Genomic DNA, 13,491 nt, shown 5'->3' with positions numbered 1-13,491 from the left:
CGCCCGCGCCGGCGGGCGTCAGCCGCGCGGTGTGCCGCCGTCCTGCGGTGTGCGATCGGTCAGGTCGGTCACCTGTGCCGTGGGCGGCGCCTCGACGTCGACGTCCATGCCGAAGTCCGAGTACTCCAGGATCGTGTCGATCCTCAGCTGCTGCGGTGCGGCGCTCTGCCCGGAGGCGGCGGCGGACGCCGGGATCGGCGTCTTGACGGCCGTTTCGATCTGCTGACGACGGATCCTGCCGTCGTCGTCGAGCCAGAGCTGCATGGGCACGGCCGGCCCCAGCTGCCGGCGCAGGTTCGCCCCGTCGGGCAGGGCGCCCACGTCGACGTTGACCCGGTAGCGGGTGGTGGCCACGCCGCCGACCGTTTCCCGGCCGGCCTTGCTCACCCCCCGGTCCGTGACCGCCCTGGCGAACGCGGCGGACCGGGCCGGGTCGCCGATCCCCTGGGTGCCCAGACCCTGTTGCGAGGCCAGCCGCTTGAGGTCGACCCGCACCCAGGGCTTGCCGGCCGGTGTACGGGCGCCCGGCACCTTCTGATAGAGGATCTGGTCCACCACACGCTGCTCGACCGGACGGCCCTGGGCGGTCACCGTCAGGGCGCTGTCGCCGTCCTTGAGGTCGACGACGCCGCGTCCGTCGGAGACGGCCGTCTGGCCGTCCGCCGTGGCCCTGACCCGCACCGTCAGCTTCGCCGTGTCGGCCTGAGCCGTCCTGTCGTAGGCGGCGCGCACCGCCGCGGTGCCCTGCTCCCGTGCGGCGCCGGACCGGCCGGCCTTTCCTGGCGTGTCGGACCCGTCGTCGCTTCCGCAGCCGGCCAGGACACCGCCTAACGCGGCTGTGGCCACCATGAGCGCACCGGACTTCGTCCACGCGTTCCGCATGATTCCCTGCCCCCTCTCGACAGTGGCGGCTGCCGGCGAGCCGCCGTCGTGTCGTCCCGATTGCCCCGGATTCATCCGAACACACTGCAGGAGAGGGAGAGTTGGGGGACGAATGCGGGCGGGAGCGCCGGCGGCGGACGCCGGCACTCCCGCCCGGGGTTCAGCCGTTTCTCAGCGGGTGACCAGCATCTGCGACCGCAGGCCGGCGACGATGCGGGAGATCAGCCGGGAGACGTGCATCTGGGAGATGTTCAGCCGCTCCCCGATCTGCGCCTGCGTCAGCTCCTCGACGAACCGCAGATGGAGGATCAGCCGGTCGCGCTCCCCGAGTTCGGCGATGAGCGGGGCCAGCGTGTGGAAGTTCTCGACGAGTTCGAAAGCAGGGTCCTCCACGCCGATGACCTCGGCCAGCGCGGTCTCGTGGTCGTCCGGATCCTGGCTGATGCTCGCGTCGAGGGAGGCGGAGGTGAATCCGTTCGCCGCGATCTGCGCCTCGACGACCTCGTCCTCGCTGAGGTTCATCAGCGCCGCCAGCTCGGCGACCCGGGGCGCGCGGCCGAGCCGGGTGTGGAGTTCCTCGGTGGCCTTGGCCAGTTCGGCGCGGGCCTCCTGCAGACGGCGCGGAACGTGCACGGCCCAGGAGGTGTCACGGAAGAACCGCTTGATCTCGCCGACGATGTACGGCACCGCGAAGCTCGTGAACTGCACCTCGCGGGAGATCTCGAACCGGTCGATGGCCTTGATCAGCCCGATGACGCCGACCTGGACGACGTCCTCCATCGTCTGGCCGTTCCCGCTGCGGAACCGGCCGGCCGCGTAGCGCACCAGCGACATGTTCATCTCGATGAGCGTGTTGCGGGCGTACTGGTACTCGGCGGTGCCCTCCTCGATCACCGCGAGCCGTTCGAGGAACAGCTGGGTGAGGGTGCGGGCGTCCTGAGGGGCGATCTTCTGCGGGTCGGTGATCCGCGGCAGTGGTCTGCCGGTGTCCGTCGTCGTGCCGACGCGCGCCGCCATGTCGAGCCCTCCCTCGTCGTGCCGGCCCTCTCGGTACCCCCGGGCCGTCCTTGACCGGCCGTTACCCGGCGTTGCGCGAGTCATGCCCCCAGCGTACGGCAAACGTGACCGCCATCACTCCTGGGCGCGTCCGCGTCACCGGCGGGAGCGGAACCGTTCGAAGAGGCGCTGGGCCTGGGCGCGCCGGCGCGGGTCGGCGGCCTGCCGCCGTATCTGCTCCATCGTGCGGCGCCCCTGCGGGCTGCGCGCGAACTCCTTGATGCGTTCCAGCACACCGGCCATGACACTCCTTGTCGTCCATCTCCGTCGGGCCGCGGGACCGCGGGCGGTCCCCGGGTCCGTAGCGCTCGTCTACCCGCCCGCCGCTCGTTCAGCCGGGCGTCAACGAGGCTTGCCGACCGTGCAGCGGGCGGGCGGCCGGGCCGACCAGCCTGCAGTGCCCGTCACGCACGTGTGGCCGTGTGCCGCCGCTCCACGCGCGTGACGGTCCTACAGTTGACCGACCGGCACCGACACCACGCGCCGCAGCAGCCGAGCCCTCTCCCGGAGCGCCCTTCGGTGACCCACGCCGCACCGGACGACGGCTCCGACGCCCTGTTCGGCCTGGAGGCCCTCGGCGCGCCCGGCGCCGCCGCCGCTCAGCCACACCGTCCCAGGCCCCTGGGGACACGTTCCGGCGCAGTGCCACGGCCCGTCGGTTGTTGCCCTTCAACCTCTCCCCCGTCGCGCTGCGTCCCGGCTGGCAGGCGGCGTGGGAGCGAGCTGCTGAGGCATCTCGACGACGTGCTGCCGGAGCCGGTCAAGCGGCAGGCGGCGGCCGAGGTGATCATGCTGACCCACCATGAGGGGCTGCACGAGGTCAACCTCGGCGGGCATCCCCATGAACTGCTCTGGCGGCCCGGCCTCCAGCAGGCCAAACGCTCGCGGAACGGCGCGCTGAACGACCGTTACCGCAACGGCGTCAAGGCGGAGGCGGTGGGCACCCTGCGCCGGCTCGTCGCCTCGCACGCGCCCTGGCTGCGGATCCGGTACGCGTTCTGACCGGGTCCGGACTCGGCGACATGGATCGCGGCGACGCGGGCAACCGGTGATCACGTTCGAGGTCGCGAGAGGAGATCATCGTGGACAAGCGGAAGTGGATCACGGGTGCGGCGCGCAAGCAGCTGGCCGAGGTACTGAAGAAGGAGTACGAGGAGGGCCGCTCGATCCGCGCGATAGCGGAGGCCCATGGACGCTCGTACGGCTTCGTGCACCGCGTGCTTCGTGAAGCGGGCGTGCCGCTGAGGACCCGGGGCGGCGATGTGCGCACCCACGCCGCCCGGTCGGCGGGCTGAGAGCCGCCGGCCACGCCGACGGGCCTGGGCAGCCGGCCCGGCCCGTGGTCCGAGGTCCGAACCAGACGAGCAGCCGCACGTTCACCCGAACCACACGACCAGTCGCACGTTGTCGTCTCCGTGTACGCCGGCGAGGTCGCGCATCGCTCCCCAGAGCCGGTCCCACGGCTCCTCGTCCGGTGGCGCGAGCATCCGGGCCGTGAGGACGACGGGGCGGTACACCGCGCCCCCCAGTCGTACCTCGCCGCCCGGCGGCCACTCGCAGGGCGCGAGCAGGATGTGGCCGCCGAAGGTGTCGGCCGCCGCGTCGCCCACGTCGGGCGTGGCCCGGACGACGTGGAACACGAGTCCGTGCTCGCCCTCCCTCCACTCGGCGGCCCAGTACCAGGCGGGCCCGCACGTGACCGGAGCGTCCCAGTCGGCCGCCCTCACGTCGGCCCAGGTGGCATGGGTGTGTCCGTGCTGGTAGTCACCGACGGCGCTCTCCCGTACCACGTCGGAGAGGTCGTCCGGCAGTCCGCGGTGCGCGAAGAGCGGTCTGTCGATGCTCTCGGAACCGCGGACGCCGAAGAGACACCCCCACGCGTCGCCGTCCCGTCCCAGCCGGAAGTCGAGCACATCGGCCTCGACCCGCCAGCCGTGCCCGTGCGCGCGGCACTCGATCACTCCGTCGATGTCTGTTGCCACCGGAGCGGACCTTACAAGACGTCGCCCGACGTTCAGGCGCCTGCCTCACCCGCTCACCCACCGCGCCAGGCCCCGCAGCACCGCGTTGCGGCCTCGGTCCGGGACCGTCCAGAGCGTCTGGCCCCGCAGGCCCCACTGCCGCAGCAGAGCGTTGGCTGCCTGGAAGCCGGTCGTCGCCGCTCGTTCCATCAGCGCCACCGGGAGGTCGGTGCGCACCAGGTCCCCGGCCACGGTCAGACGTGGGTCCGGGGTGCGCACGGTGGGGCGGTCGCGGTAGCCGCCCACCGGGAACAGGGGGCAGTCCTCGCGCCACTCGTGGCGGCTGTCGACGACCGTGGCCGCTCGTGTCTCCGGGTAAGCACGGTGCAGTTGCTCGACGAGGCGCTTCTCCTCGACGTCGCGCGGCGAGTGCGGCCGTACCGCGTAGGCGTGGAGTTCCACCACCGATCCTGCGGTGCGTGCGGCCCAGCGGGCGGCCTCGTCCTCCCAGCGTTCCAGGACGCTGATGTTGTCGAGGGTGCCGAATCCGCTGGTGCCGAGGAAGCCCGGCCGGTCGGCGGCGACGGGCCGGTCCAGCCACAGGCGAGTGACCAGGAACGGCGGCGCGGTGCGCAGTCCCGCGATCCGCTCGCGCCAGGGGGCGTCGCCCAGCCGGCCCGAGCGGGCGACGAGGGAGCGCAGTCCGGCGGTGTCCAGCGCGAGGACGACGCCGTCGTGATGGGCCTCGTCCTCGTCGGTGGTGACCCGGTGACCGCCGTCGCGCGTCGGCTCCACGTGGTCGACGGATGTGTTCGTGCGCACCACGGCGCCATGCCCCTCCAGGTAGGCGGCCAGCGGGTTCCACAGGGCGGCCGGGAAGGGCGCGCGCGGCACGTCGAACAGCAGGCCCTCGGCGGAGCCGAGGAAGTAGATGTGGAACATCAGCGCCAGCTCGGCCGCCGACAGCTGCCGCGGGTCGGCGAAGAAGCTGCGGGAGAACACCTCGAACGCCAGGTGACGTGCCTTGTCCGGGAAACGGACGGCGTCCAGGAAGTCATGGGCGCTGATGTCGTCGAGCCGGGTGTACACGTCGGGCACGCGCACGTCGAACAGGGGCAGCGCCGCGACCGGGTCCAGGGCCCTCAGATCGCGCAGGCCGAAGGACGGGCTGAGCAGGGCGAAGCCGAGCGCGCTGAACGGCGGGGTGCGCGGCACGCGGCGGAAGCCGTCCCGCGTCCCGCCGGCGTGCAGCAGCGGGTAGTCCGGCAGGCCGGTGAGCCGCTCCAGCGCGGGATCGGTACGGCGCAGCAGACCGCGCAGGTTGTAGTACTGCCGGAAGAAGGCGTGGAATCCCCGGCTCATCGTCACCGGGGTGCCGTCCGGCAGGCGGGTGGGCCAGCCCCCGACACGGCCGCCGAGACAGGGCTGCCGCTCGTACAAAGTGACGGCCACGCCGCGCTCGGCCAGTGCCGTGGCCGCTGCCAGCCCGGCGATGCCGCCGCCGACGACCGCGACGCTGGGACGGGCGCCGTCGGCGCGCCGCCTTCCCTCGGGGCCGGGCAGGACGCGGGCCCGCCGGTCCCGTCCGCGACGGGCGCCGGCCGATGCCCGACGCCCGTCCGCCGTCCCGTCCGTCGTCCGGCGTTCCCCGGTCATCGCGTGCCCTCCGGGCGGCGCGCGACGAAGGTGTGGGCGATGCCCGTCTGCCAGCCCGGCAGCGGCAGGGCCCGCACGTGGTCGAAGCCGGCCGTGCGCAGCCGGTCGGCGAAGCGGTCGGCGGTGTCGAAGTCGACGACGCTGCGCCACAGGTGACGGTAGAGGGCGCCGTCGCCGAGGGCCCTTCCCGCGGGCTGGACGACTCCGCGGCACACCAGGGTCCACACCGCGCGGTCCACGGCACGCCCGCTGAGGGCGTACTCGTGCACGACGAGCCGCCCGCCGGGCGCCAGCAGCTCGCGCACGGTGGCCAGCACGGTGTCGGGGTCGTCGACGTTGCGCAGCAGGTACGCGGCGAAGACCGCGTCGAACGGTCCTGTGACACCCGCCTCGGCCAGCCGTTCCACCGGGGCGTGCACGAAGGTCACGCCGTCCGCCCACGGCTTGGCGGCGGCCCGCTCCAGCATGCCGGCGGAGGCGTCGACGGCCGTGATGTGCGCGGCCGGCAGGGCGGATCGCAGCGCGGCGGTCGAGGCGCCGGTGCCGCAGCCGAGGTCGAGCAGGCCCAGTCCTTCGCCGTGCCCGGGCAGGCCGAGCCGGCGCACCGAGCGCCGCAGGTGGGCGTGGTAGCCGGGGTTGGCGGCGACCAGCGCGTCGTAGCTGCGCGAGGCGTGATCAAAGGCGGCGGCGAGGTCCTCGTCGCGCAGCAGGGTCATGCGGTCTCCAGGGGCCGAAGGGGGAAAGGAGAAGGGGCGGCTGTCGGGGCATCAGTCGAAGGGGCGGCGGGGCAAGGACGGCAGTTCCAGCGCCGAGTGGAGCATCGGGCGGATCGGGGTGCGCAGGCCGATGGCGAGGTCCTCGTGCAGGCGGGTGTCTCCGTCGAGGAAGCGCAGCAGCCGGGCCATGGGGACCCGGGCGAACAGGCCGCTGAACAGGGCGGGTCCGTCGACCCGGCCGCTGGCGAGGGCGCGCAGCAGTACGGCGTCCATGGCCCGGGAGCGCACGGAGTGGGCGGGCGGGGGCAGCGGGCGGCGCCCTTCGCGCAGCGCCGCGGCGACGGCCCGCGTCTGGCGTTGCAGGCCGGCGAAGGTGTATCCGGTGGCGGGGCGGGTGGCGCCCCCGGCGGCGCCGATGCGGAACACGGACGCTCCGGTCTGCCGGGCGATCGGGGCGTCCGTCATCGGGATGACGCCGGTCTCGGTGGCGAGGACCTCCCTCTCGCCCAGGCGCAGGACGTCGTCGGCGTAGTGCCGTACCGCCGCGTCGTAGCCGTGCGCGGTCAGGGTCCGCGGTGAGAACTCGGTGTACTCGACGAGCGCCTCGTGCGGTCCGGTGGGCAGGACGTACCCGAAGGACAGGCCGTCGGCGGGCTGTGGGGTGCGGAAGTCCATCAGCTCGGCGACGCCGGGGTCGAAGAGCGGCCTGGAGGTGCGGACGAAGACGCCGTGGAAGTGCTGGAGGAGGGTGGTGCGCGCGGCCGGCAGGCTGCCGAGCGGGCGGGAGTCGAGGACCCAGCGGGTGTGCAGGACGCGGTGGGTTCCGTCGGCCTCCCGCAGGTGCACGCGGGCGCCGCCGGTGACGTCCTCCACCGTCTCCACGGTGGCTTGGAGCCGGCGCACGTTGGGGCTGTGCGCGAGGTCCCGGCCGACCATGTCCTCGAAGTCGTCGGAGTGGATCATCTTGTAGCGCAGTGGTGCGAGTCCGTCCTCGATCGGGGCCCCAGCGGGCGGACGCACCCGCAGCCGCTCCCAGTACGCCGTCACCGCGGCGTCGAAGCGGCCCCGGCCGCGCTCCCAGAAGCACCAGGTGCGGCGCGGCGGGCGCAGCGGGCCGGGCGGGGCGTCCAGCAGGATCACCGACGGCGTCCGCGATCCCGGCGCATGCCCGCTCAGTCGGTGGGCCAGGGACAGCCCCGCGGCCCCGGCACCGACCACCGCCACCTCCGCCTCCAGCACCACGCCTCCTCCTCGCCCCGTCCTGCTCGCCGCGCGCCTGCCGGTCTTCGCCCGCTCTGGCCCGCCTGCCGGTGTTCCCGCCCGTGTGCCCGAACGGATGCGGGTCACTCGTGTGCGGCGATCCGCCGTTCCCCCCGGCGACGGGCCGGGAAAGGACATCGCGCGACGGTCGGCGCGCACGTTGCCGGCCGCTGCCGCATCCGGGCCCGGCGGACCCGCCGAAGCATGTGGTGACGGAGTGCATCGCGATCACGACGAGAGGAAGCGGGATGAGCCCCACACAGGCGAAGGAACACCACGGTGCCGCGCCGCCGCCCGTCCCGCGCCTGCTGGGGATGCCGGGATCGCCCGGACGGACGCGCCCGGACGGGTCGAGCGATCACATCCGCTCGGACCCGGCAGGCGCCACGTGCCCGGTGGAGACCTGGGACGCGCGTCAGGTCGACGCCGATGTGTCCGCCGCGGTCGGGTGCGTCCTCGACGGTGTCCTCACCGAGCGCGTCGCCCGTGCGTACGCCGTGGACGAACAGTTCGCCACGGACCTCGCGGCACGGGTCGCCGACTTCACCCGGGCCGGCGGCAAACGCACCAGGTCGCAGATGCTGTGGTGGTCGCTGCGCGCGTGCGGCGGCGACGGCTGGGCGACCACCGTAGCGGCCCTGCGCGTCGGTGCGGCGCTGGAACTGCTGCAGACGTGCGCCCTGGTGCACGACGACGTCATGGACGGTGCGCTGCTGCGGCGGGGCCGGCCGGCGCTGCATGCGGACCTGCGCACCCGGTACGCCGGGTCCTGCCCCGCCGGGCGCGCCGGGCGGTTCGGGGACGCGGCCGGCATCCTGGCCGGTGATCTGGCGCTCGCGTGGGCGGACGACCTGGTCGCCGAGACCGACCTGCCCGCCTCGTCGGTACGGCCGGTGCGGCGGCTGTGGAGCGACATGCGCACGGAGATGGTGGCGGGCCAGTACCTGGACGTGCACGGGCAGACCACCGCCGCGCAGGCGCTGCCACGTGCTCTGCACACCGCGTGTCTCAAGAGCGCCCTGTACTCCGTGGCACGCCCGCTGGCGCTGGGTGCCGCGCTGGCGGGCGCCGACGACGCGACGGTGCGGGCGCTGGACGCGGCGGGGCGCTGTGTCGGCATGGCGTTCCAGCTGCGCGACGACCTGGACGACGTCTTCGGCGATCCCCACCGGACCGGGAAGAGCGGTGGCGCGGACATCCGCGAGGGCAAGCCGACCTATCTGACGGCCCTCGCCCGGGCCCGGACCGCGGCAGCCGGCGACGACCGCGCTCTGGCCGTGCTGGAGCGGTCGCTCGGGGACACCGGGCTGACGGACGCGGGCCTTGCCGAGGTGCGGGAGGTGCTGGACGCGACCGGCGCCCGGGCCGTGGTCGAGACGAAGATCGGCCGGCTGGTGGTGCGGGGGCTGCGGCACTTCGACGGCGCGCCGCTCGATCCCGAGGCCGGGAGCCGGCTGCGGGAACTGCTCCGCCGTGCCGCCGAGGGCGAACCGGACTCCCCTTCTGCGCCGGACCTCACCGCGCGGGAGTCAGGGCGATGACACGTCAGCTGCCAGGTCGTACGGATCACGTCGTGGTCGTGGGGGCGGGCCTCGCCGGGCTCTCGGCCGCCCTGCACCTGCTGGGCGCCGGGCGCCGGGTCACCGTCGTCGAACGGGACGCGCTGCCCGGCGGCCGGGCCGGACGCCTCGAACTCGGCGGTTACCGGATCGACACCGGGCCCACTGTGCTGACCATGCCGGACCTGGCCGACGAGGCGTTCGCCGCCGTCGGCGACAGCCTGCACCGGCGCGTGGAACTGATCGCCCTGCATCCGGCGTACCGGGCCTGCTTCGCGGACGGCAGCACCCTGGACGTGCACACCGACGCGGACGCCATGGCCGCGGAGGTGGAACGCTTCTCCGGACCCCGTGAGGCGGCCGGGTACCGACGGCTGCGGACCTGGCTGGAGCGGCTGTACCGGGCGCAGATGGGCCGCTTCATCGACGCCAACTTCGACTCGCCCTTCGCCCTGGTCAACGCCGACCTGGCACGGCTGGCGGCGCTCGGCGGCTTCGGCCGGCTGGACGCCCGGATCGGCCGTTTCCTGGACGACGAGCGGCTGCGGCGTGTCTTCTCCTTCCAGGCGCTGTATGCGGGTGTGCCGCCGGCACGCGCGCTGGCCGCGTACGCCGTGATCGCGTACATGGACACCGTCGCCGGGGTGTACTTCCCGCGGGGCGGCATGCACGCGCTGCCGCGGGCGATGGCGGACGCCGCCGCCGACGCGGGCGCCGACCTGCGGTTCGGTCAGCAGGTGACCCGGCTGGAGCGGTCCGGTGCACGCGTCACCGCGGTCGTCACCGAGCAGGACCGCATCCCCTGCGACGCGGTCGTCCTCACCCCGGACCTGCCCGTCGCCTACCGGCTGCTCGGCCGCCGGCCCCGGCGTCCGGTGCGGCTGCGGCACTCTCCGTCCGCGGTCGTGCTGCACGCCGGTACCGACCGCACCTGGCCACATCTGGCCCACCACACCCTGTCGTTCGGGGCGGCCTGGAGCAGCACCTTCGACGAACTGACCCGCACCGGGCGGCTGATGAGCGATCCGTCCCTGCTGGTCACCCGTCCCACCGCGACCGATCCCGGGCTCGCTCCGCCGGGCCGGCACCTGCACTACATCCTCGCGCCCTGCCCCAACACCGACATCGGTCCGGGGGCCGCCGCGTGGGGCGACCTCGCCCCCCGCTACCGGGCGACGCTGCTGCGCGAGCTGGAGCGGCGCGGCCTGGACGGCCTCGGGGACGCGATCGAGGAGGAGTGCCTCGTCACTCCGGCGGCCTGGCACGCGCAGGGGCACGCCGCCGGTACGCCCTTCTCCGCGGCGCACACCTTCGCCCAGACCGGCCCGTTCCGCCCCCGCAACCTGGTGCGCGGCACCGAGAACGCCGTCCTCGCGGGCTGCGGGACCACGCCGGGCGTCGGCGTGCCGACCGTGCTGGTGTCGGGGAAGCTCGCCGCCGCCCGCGTCACCGGCCCACCGGCCCGTCCCGGCGCGCACCGCCTCGTACCGTCGAAGGAGACCACCGTATGACCGACCGGGAATTGGACACGGCGGGCATCGGCGACCCGGTGCTGCGCGCGGCGTACCGTCGTTGCCGCGCCCTCAACGCGCGGCACGGCAAGACGTACTTCCTCGCCACCCGGCTGCTGCCCGTCGAGCGCAGGCCTGCCGTCCACGCGTTGTACGGGTTCGCGCGCTGGGCCGACGACATCGTCGACTCGCTCGACCCGGCCACGGACACCGCCGCCCGCGTCGAGGCGCTGGCACAGCTGGACAGCGCTCTGGCCAGGGGGTTGCGCGACGGGCGCAGCGAGGAGCCGGTGGTCCTCGCCCTCGCCGACACCGCCCGCCGTTACGGCATCGACCACGCGCACTTCCGCGACTTCATGACCGCGATGCGCTGCGACCTCACGGTCACGGACTATCCCACCTACGCCGACCTGCGCCGCTACATGCACGGCTCCGCCGCCGTGATCGGTCTGCAGATGCTGCCGGTGCTGGGCACGGTGGTGCCGCGCGAGGTGGCCGCGCCGCACGCCGCCGCGCTCGGGGTGGCCTTCCAGTTGAGCAACTTCCTGCGGGACGTGGGCGAGGACCTGGACCGCGGCCGCGTCTACCTGCCCGCTGATCTGCTCGCCGGACACGGCGTCGACCGCGAACTGCTGCGCTGGAGCCGTGACTCGGGCCGCTCCGACCGTAAGATCACCGCCGCCCTGGAGGAGTTCGCGGCACTCACCCGTGGCGTGTACCGGGAGGCCGCGCCGGGGATCGCCATGCTCGACCCGGTCTCGCGCCCCTGCATCCGCACCGCGTTCGTCCTGTACGGCGGCATCCTCGACGCCGTGGCCCGGGACGGCTACGCCGTGCTGCACCGCCGTGCGGTGGTCCCGCGCCGGTGCCGTGCCGTGGTGGCCGCCGACGGGCTGACCCGGGTGGCCCTCGCACGGCTGCGCGCCCGTGGCCGCTCCCGCGGCCCGGTGCCCCCGGCCCCGGTGCCCCTGCCCGCCGTCACACCCGTGCGGGCGGGCCGGCCCGTCCCGGAGGAGGTCGCGTGAGCCCCCGCCGTATCCCCCTGTCGCTGCGCCGCAGCCCTGTGCCGTGGGACCGGCAGCGACCCACCTGGCGGGACGCGAAACCGGCGGTGATCGCTCAGGCCCTGAAGCGTGCCGCGGCGCGTCCCTCGGGGAACTGGTACGTCGTCTGCGCGTCCGCCGCGGTGCGCGGTGACCGCCCGTTGGCGCGCACGGTCGCGGGCGAGGAGGTCGTCGTCTGGCGCGGCGCCGACGGCCGGCTCGTGGGCGGCCCCGGGATGTGTCCGCATCTGGGGGCGCCGCTGCGCGACAGCCCGGTGCGCTGCGGGGCGCTGGTGTGTCACTGGCACGGGCTGTCCCTCGACGGCAGCCCGTACGCGGGCTGGACGCCGTTGCCGGTGCACGACGACGGCGTCTTGGTGTGGGTGCGCCTCGACGCGGCCGGCGGGGAGCCGCCGACGGACGTGCCGCTCGTGCCCCGGCGCCCGGAGCGCGAGCGCGCCCTGACGGCCGTCTACACCGGCACGGGCGTCTGCGAACCCGAGGACGTGGTGGCCAATCGCCTGGACCCGTGGCACGGGGCCTGGTTCCACCCGTACTCGTTCGTCGACCTCACCGTGGTCGGCGCACCCGGGGACGGCGACGACGCCTTCACCGTCGACGTGTCGTTCAAGGTCGCGGGAAGGCTGGTCGTGCCGGTGCGGGCCGTGTTCACCGCCCCCGGACCGCGCACGGTCGTCATGCGCATCACGCGTGGCGAGGGGGAGGGTTCCGTCGTCGAGACGCACGCCACGCCCGTCGGCGTCGACGAGCACGGCCGGCCGTGTACGGCAGTCGTCGAGGCCGTGGTGGCCGCCTCGGAACGCCGCGGCTTCGCCGTCGCCCGTCGGGCCGCCCCGCTGCTGCGCCCGCTGATGCGCGCGGCGTCGGGACGCCTGTGGCGCGACGACCTCGCCTATGCCGAACGCCGCTGGGAACTGCGGTCCACGGGCCGCTTCCCCGGCTGAACCCGCCCTGTGCGCCCCCTCAGTCCAGGAGTCGCTGGAGGGAGGCCGTCATGCTGCTGACGAAGGCGTCGCGCACCGGCTCGTCGACACGGTCCAGGGACAGGTAGGGATTGAGGTCCTCCAGCTCCACCAGCAGCAGGTCGCCGTCCTGGGTACGGCAGGCGTCCACCCGCTGGATGCCGTGGTCGAGGGTGTTCCAGTCGATGAACCGGCGGGCGAAGTCCAGGTCCGCCGCGCCGGCCTCGTAGGGCTCGAGGACCCAGCGCCGCTCGGGGTCGGGGGCGTACAGGGCGTACTGGAAGACGTCGTCCACGTAGTAGAAGGACACCTCGTGGCGGAAGTCGACGCGGGGCTGGACCAGGACGTCGCCGTAGGCGATCCCGTCCAGCTCGTCCCGGGCCACGACGGTGAGGCCCAGGGAGTCCGCCCCCGCCTTCGGCTTGACCACGTAGTGGTCGGTGTCCGGCAGCGCGGGGAGGTCCTCGGGCCGGTCGACGGTGGGGATGACCGGGAAGCCGGCCGCCGTGAGCTGAAGCAGGTACTGTTTGCCGGCCATGTCCCCCCGGCCGGTCAGCGGGTTGTACACCCGGGTGCCGCGCGCGAGGGCCTGGTGGCGGAAGGCGTCGTACTCCTTCTGGTAGTGCAGCACGGGGCCGCTGTTGCGGACGACCACCGCGTCGAAGGCGTCCATGAGTGCGGCGGCGTCCAGCGGGTGGCACAACGCGATGTCGAAGTCCTCGCGCAGCCGCGACGACAGGAAGATGTCCTCGTCGCAGTAGCGGCGCCCGCGGGCCGGGTAGGCGAGATCGGTCACGAACAGCACGCGGGGGCGGGCGGGCACGGGCAACTCCTGGGTCGGCGGGCCGCCCACCCTATCGAGAC

The 13,491-nt window shown here is 74.1% G+C and carries 13 protein-coding genes and 1 pseudogene; 6 read left to right on the top strand and 8 right to left on the bottom strand.

The window, feature by feature from the left end:
• Positions 1-18: 18 nt before the first annotated feature.
• The 3 genes from AB0J12_RS12660 to AB0J12_RS12650 all read right to left on the bottom strand — a co-directional run bounded on the left by AB0J12_RS12660 (position 19) and on the right by AB0J12_RS12650 (position 2,181).
• Positions 19-882, bottom strand: coding sequence for a hypothetical protein (locus AB0J12_RS12660; RefSeq protein WP_363264276.1), 864 nt, complete (start codon positions 880-882; stop codon positions 19-21).
• 171 nt (positions 883-1,053) lie between these two features.
• On the bottom strand, positions 1,054-1,899 hold the full coding sequence (locus tag AB0J12_RS12655) for a SigB/SigF/SigG family RNA polymerase sigma factor (RefSeq protein ID WP_363264275.1): 846 nt from the start codon (positions 1,897-1,899) through the stop codon (positions 1,054-1,056).
• A gap of 135 nt (positions 1,900-2,034) precedes the next feature.
• Positions 2,035-2,181, bottom strand: coding sequence for a hypothetical protein (locus AB0J12_RS12650; protein ID WP_363264274.1), 147 nt, complete (start codon positions 2,179-2,181; stop codon positions 2,035-2,037).
• Between the two features lie 419 nt (positions 2,182-2,600).
• Between AB0J12_RS12650 and AB0J12_RS12645 the strand changes: the two are divergent.
• Positions 2,601-2,940: pseudogene (locus AB0J12_RS12645) on the top strand (spore photoproduct lyase family protein); the annotation flags it as partial.
• 80 nt (positions 2,941-3,020) lie between these two features.
• A complete protein-coding gene (locus AB0J12_RS12640; RefSeq protein WP_363264273.1) occupies positions 3,021-3,233 on the top strand; it encodes a helix-turn-helix domain-containing protein in 213 nt (70 codons plus the stop codon).
• Between the two features lie 81 nt (positions 3,234-3,314).
• On the opposite strand, the gene AB0J12_RS12635 is transcribed toward AB0J12_RS12640, so the two are convergent.
• Genes AB0J12_RS12635 through AB0J12_RS12620 form a run of 4 tightly spaced genes read right to left on the bottom strand, consistent with a single transcriptional unit; the run spans position 3,315 to position 7,510 of the window.
• On the bottom strand, positions 3,315-3,920 hold the full coding sequence (locus AB0J12_RS12635) for a hypothetical protein (RefSeq protein WP_363264272.1): 606 nt from the start codon (positions 3,918-3,920) through the stop codon (positions 3,315-3,317).
• A 45-nt stretch (positions 3,921-3,965) separates the two neighbouring features.
• Positions 3,966-5,555 (bottom strand): FAD-dependent oxidoreductase, encoded by a 1,590-nt coding sequence (locus AB0J12_RS12630; RefSeq protein WP_363264271.1) that lies wholly within the window; start codon positions 5,553-5,555, stop codon positions 3,966-3,968.
• Positions 5,552-6,271 carry a class I SAM-dependent methyltransferase gene (locus AB0J12_RS12625; RefSeq protein ID WP_363264270.1) on the bottom strand — a complete coding sequence of 240 codons (720 nt, stop codon included), beginning with the start codon at positions 6,269-6,271 and terminating at the stop codon, positions 5,552-5,554. Before AB0J12_RS12625 ends, AB0J12_RS12630 begins: the two co-directional genes overlap by 4 nt.
• A gap of 51 nt (positions 6,272-6,322) precedes the next feature.
• A complete protein-coding gene (locus AB0J12_RS12620) occupies positions 6,323-7,510 on the bottom strand; it encodes a lycopene cyclase family protein (protein WP_363264571.1) in 1,188 nt (395 codons plus the stop codon).
• Between the two features lie 269 nt (positions 7,511-7,779).
• Between AB0J12_RS12620 and AB0J12_RS12615 the strand changes: the two genes are divergently transcribed.
• Genes AB0J12_RS12615 through AB0J12_RS12600 form a run of 4 tightly spaced genes read left to right on the top strand, consistent with a single transcriptional unit; the run spans position 7,780 to position 12,609 of the window.
• Entirely contained in the window at positions 7,780-9,072 is a 1,293-nt protein-coding gene (locus AB0J12_RS12615; protein ID WP_363264269.1) for a polyprenyl synthetase family protein, read from the top strand.
• On the top strand, positions 9,069-10,601 hold the full coding sequence (gene crtI / locus AB0J12_RS12610; protein ID WP_363264268.1) for a phytoene desaturase family protein: 1,533 nt from the start codon (positions 9,069-9,071) through the stop codon (positions 10,599-10,601). The genes AB0J12_RS12615 and crtI overlap by 4 nt, the downstream gene beginning before the upstream one ends.
• Positions 10,598-11,626: a phytoene/squalene synthase family protein gene (locus tag AB0J12_RS12605; protein ID WP_363264267.1), complete on the top strand. Its 1,029-nt coding sequence runs from the start codon at positions 10,598-10,600 to the stop codon at positions 11,624-11,626. Before crtI ends, AB0J12_RS12605 begins: the two co-directional genes overlap by 4 nt.
• Entirely contained in the window at positions 11,623-12,609 is a 987-nt protein-coding gene (locus AB0J12_RS12600; protein ID WP_363264266.1) for a DUF5914 domain-containing protein, read from the top strand. The genes AB0J12_RS12605 and AB0J12_RS12600 overlap by 4 nt, the downstream gene beginning before the upstream one ends.
• Before the next feature lie 19 nt (positions 12,610-12,628).
• On the opposite strand, the gene AB0J12_RS12595 is transcribed toward AB0J12_RS12600, so the two are convergent.
• On the bottom strand, positions 12,629-13,450 hold the full coding sequence (locus AB0J12_RS12595; RefSeq protein WP_363264265.1) for a hypothetical protein: 822 nt from the start codon (positions 13,448-13,450) through the stop codon (positions 12,629-12,631).
• Positions 13,451-13,491 lie beyond the last annotated feature (41 nt).

It is taken from the genome of Streptomyces sp. NPDC049915, assembly GCF_040656475.1.
GTDB lineage: Bacteria > Actinomycetota > Actinomycetes > Streptomycetales > Streptomycetaceae > Streptomyces.
Note: the sequence above shows the minus strand (reverse complement) of the source record. Positions and strands in the feature narration are given on the sequence as shown.

Excerpts from the sequence above, each read along its gene's own strand:
- AB0J12_RS12660 (WP_363264276.1), bottom strand. The coding sequence starts at position 882 with ATGCGGAACGCGTGGACGAAGTCCGGTGCGCTCATGGTGGCCACAGCC.
- AB0J12_RS12655 (WP_363264275.1), bottom strand. The coding sequence starts at position 1,899 with ATGGCGGCGCGCGTCGGCACGACGACGGACACCGGCAGACCACTGCCG.
- AB0J12_RS12650 (WP_363264274.1), bottom strand. The coding sequence starts at position 2,181 with ATGGCCGGTGTGCTGGAACGCATCAAGGAGTTCGCGCGCAGCCCGCAG.
- AB0J12_RS12630 (WP_363264271.1), bottom strand. The coding sequence starts at position 5,555 with ATGACCGGGGAACGCCGGACGACGGACGGGACGGCGGACGGGCGTCGG.
- AB0J12_RS12625 (WP_363264270.1), bottom strand. The coding sequence starts at position 6,271 with ATGACCCTGCTGCGCGACGAGGACCTCGCCGCCGCCTTTGATCACGCC.
- AB0J12_RS12615 (WP_363264269.1), top strand. The coding sequence starts at position 7,780 with ATGAGCCCCACACAGGCGAAGGAACACCACGGTGCCGCGCCGCCGCCC.
- crtI (WP_363264268.1), top strand. The coding sequence starts at position 9,069 with ATGACACGTCAGCTGCCAGGTCGTACGGATCACGTCGTGGTCGTGGGG.
- AB0J12_RS12605 (WP_363264267.1), top strand. The coding sequence starts at position 10,598 with ATGACCGACCGGGAATTGGACACGGCGGGCATCGGCGACCCGGTGCTG.